Origin of the sequence: Blautia sp. HCP3S3_D9, from assembly GCF_052063845.1 — a bacterium.
Classification (GTDB): domain Bacteria; phylum Bacillota; class Clostridia; order Lachnospirales; family Lachnospiraceae; genus Blautia_A.
Map to the genome: position 1 here is coordinate 1 of NZ_JBQHWS010000223.1, position 3241 is coordinate 3241.

Consider the following 3241-nt stretch of genomic DNA (forward strand, 5'->3'; position numbering starts at 1 on the left):
GCTTTCGTACAAAACATCGAAAACAGTATAAAATCAAATGCTGTTGTAAAAGCCCTGAAGCGGCTTATTCAGCAAAGGGGCACTCATTTATAAAAGTTGTAAACTGGTGTTATTTAATTCATCTGGGATATTTGGGATACAATTCGAATACCAGAAAAGCTTTTATTCCAAATGAAGAAATACGGCAGGAACTCATTCGTGTGATAAAAAGAAAAAAATGGCATGAAATGTTTACTTTTCAGCAAGAATCAGAACATTTGCTGGAAGCTACACTTGATATGAATGAAGAAGCGGTTGCAGAGGAAATTGAGAAAATCCATATGGAGTATATTTCGGATATTAAGTATAATAAAGAGAATTCCCTAAGTAGTGTACTTGCAATTGCATATCTCAGTTCAATGGAATATTATTTTAAACCAGTTCGTGAACTGCCGACAGGACGTGGATTCGCAGATTTTGTATTTATTTCAAAACCAGAATACTAATCGTGGTGTTGGTGGCTTAAATACAGATGAATTTCTGGAATATATTCATATATTGCTTTTGGATTTGGAGCCATCAAGGATTTTTATCAATATTGGAACAAATGACATTACAGAGAAAGATTTTGGTGATCAATGGTTTGATCACTTAATGGATAATTATAGAAAGATTCTGGAAATTATATATGAAAAACTGGATAAACCCGAAGTTTATGTGATGGCTTTCTATCCGGCGAAACTTCATCTCCCATGGCAAACTGCGGAATCCATAGAATGGATGAAACTACGGACGCCGGAGAATATTGAACGATGTAACAAAGAACTTAAGAAAATCGCAGAATCTTTTGGATGTAATTATCTGAACTGTAATATCGATCTTATTGATAAAAACGGTGAACAAAAGACAGAGTATGCTATTGATGGTGTTCATATGTATGCAAATGGATATTTAAAAGTTTTTGATTCTTTGGTACAGTATTTGCATTAATTTAAGAAGATGAGGAAGCGTAAAATAATGACTTATTATGATCAGGAAAATCAGTTCCTGCGGCAGCGTTTGCAGAAGGAAATTCCAATTTTGACAGCGTTAATACAGAATTTGTATAAGGAACTGGACCGGAAGTTTCGTTTAAATGGAGCGAAAGTACCAGTGACATTTGGATTTGAAACAGATTCTTTGGGATCCTACACGAGACGGAGTTCCCATGAAGATGAGCATTTTCATTTTTCATTGTTCTTTGTTGCATATGGAGTGAAGAACCCGTTGTCAAAAGAAGATCGTATTGATTTATTTAAGCACGAATATGCGCATTACATGCAGTACAATATGCAGATACCTGAAAAGTATAAATGGCAGGCAGGAACACATGGAAGTGCATGGAAATATTGTTGTTCTCTTATAGGAGCTGCTCCGACACCTTATTATAAGGCAGGGGAAGCACTGATGGATTACAACTATGACAATGTTTTAAAGAATCGGATTCATGATAAGACAGTACCAATCCGGGATACTTATCAACGTCTGCAGAAAGCGCAGAAGGAAAAGGACGAAGTTGTTCAATATAAGATTGGAGACAGTGTTACACATCCGAAATTCGGAAATGGAATTGTGGAAAAAATTAATCCGAGATCTGGCGGAGTTCATCTTCATATCCGTTTTGATGAAGATGTGAAATGTATAGATCAGAAGTGGTTGATTAAAAAGTATAAAAAACAGAGGTGTGGACAATGAGCGAAGCAGAAGAAATAAACGGTAAAAATAAAGACCTTACTCATGAAGAATATATTCAGGAAAATAACACTTGCGCACTTGCAATACGAAGGAGGAGTTAAAATAAATGGTTAAAAATATTATGAGAGATCCGTTATTTCTCTCACAGAAATCAGAAACAGCAACGAAAGAAGATCTTCAGATCGGAAGGGACCTGATGGATACATTAAGAGCGAACAGAGAACGATGCGTCGGAATGGCAGAGAATATGATTGGCGTGAAGAAAAATATTATTATTGTAAATATGGGATTTGTCGATATTGTAATGTTTAATCCGGTTATTATTTCAAAGAGTGAGCCTTTTGAAACAGAAGAGGAGTGTCTGTGAAACTGGCGAGTGGAAAGCGTATTCATGGATGTACAATTAGAAGAACTGGATACAGAAATAGAGATTGTTAAGTTTCTGGATACAGTGGAATATGATTATCCTAAATTTCATTTATCTATGGACTGTTTTATGTGCAAAGTCGTATAAGGAGACCTTGTTCTGAAAGAACATGAAGCCGCAAAATGGCTGACAAAAGAGAATCTGGACAGTGTGGACTGGCTCCCGGCAGATCAGGGCCTGGTCGAGAAGATAAAAGAAGAATTATAAAAATGATGCATTTATATTCTAAGGAGTTACAGATTAATGAGAGAAATACACATTATATTAGATGAAATAATTGCTGCTGCAAAAGAGTGCGGCCAGATGATGCTGCAGGCTGACAGAAATAATTTTGGTATTAAAGATAAAGCAGGAAAAGCTAATTTTGTTACGGCATATGATTGTAAAATTCAGGAAATATTACAGATGAAATTGGCTCAGATTCTTCCGGAAGCAGAGTTCTTCGGGGAGGAAGAGGATTGTAATATTGACAAAAATGCGGAATATATCTTTGTAGTAGACCCAATTGACGGAACTACTAATTTTATCAAGGATTATCATATGAGCTGTATATCTATTGGCTTGATCAGAAACGGAAAGAGATATCTGGGAGTAGTACATAATCCGTATCTTAATGAGACTTTTTATGCGATTTCCGGCAAAGGAGCATATATGAATGGAAAGGCAATTCATGTATCAAATGACAGTCTGGAAAACAGTATTGTTTTGTTTGGTTCATCTCCATACAATACAGAACTTGCAAAAGCATCCTTTGAATTGGCGTACAAATATTTTCAGAAATGCCTTGATATCAGAAGAAGTGGTTCTGCAGCCCTTGACTTATGTGCAATAGCCTCGGGACGAGCAGAGGTTTATTTTGAACTTATTTTGTCTCCATGGGATTTTGCTGCCGGTGCGCTGATTGTTGAAGAAGCAGGCGGAATTGTAACATCGGTTGAGGATGGAGAACTTCCATGTTTAGAGAAAAGTTCGATTCTTGCGAGAAATAAATAACTCAAACTTCCCACATTAAAAATAAGCTTAGCACCTTGAAAAATCAATGTTTTAACCCACAAAATAACAATCAGGCGGCACTTTGTCCGTATTCCAATGCTTCCTGCA

The 3241-nt window shown here is 36.3% G+C and carries 3 protein-coding genes and 3 pseudogenes; all 6 read left to right on the top strand.

From position 1 onward, the window contains the following. Positions 1-485 (top strand): annotated as a pseudogene (locus ACTNES_RS20205) (hypothetical protein); the annotation flags it as partial. Beyond that, positions 457-969, top strand: a complete 513-nt coding sequence (locus ACTNES_RS20210; RefSeq protein WP_441040511.1) for an SGNH/GDSL hydrolase family protein — start codon at positions 457-459, stop codon at positions 967-969. The pseudogene ACTNES_RS20205 and the gene ACTNES_RS20210, both read left to right, overlap by 29 nt. 27 nt (positions 970-996) lie before the next feature. Next, complete coding sequence (locus ACTNES_RS20215; RefSeq protein ID WP_300334600.1) at positions 997-1713, top strand: hypothetical protein; 717 nt, start codon at positions 997-999, stop codon at positions 1711-1713. A 106-nt stretch (positions 1714-1819) separates the two neighbouring features. After that, a pseudogene (locus ACTNES_RS20220) lies at positions 1820-2077 on the top strand (peptide deformylase); the annotation flags it as partial. Positions 2078-2119: 42 nt separating this feature from the next. Continuing rightward, positions 2120-2347 (top strand): annotated as a pseudogene (locus tag ACTNES_RS20225) (8-oxo-dGTP diphosphatase MutT); the annotation flags it as partial. 36 nt (positions 2348-2383) lie between these two features. Then, positions 2384-3133 carry an inositol monophosphatase family protein gene (locus tag ACTNES_RS20230; RefSeq protein ID WP_300334602.1) on the top strand — a complete coding sequence of 250 codons (750 nt, stop codon included), beginning with the start codon at positions 2384-2386 and terminating at the stop codon, positions 3131-3133. Positions 3134-3241 lie beyond the last annotated feature (108 nt).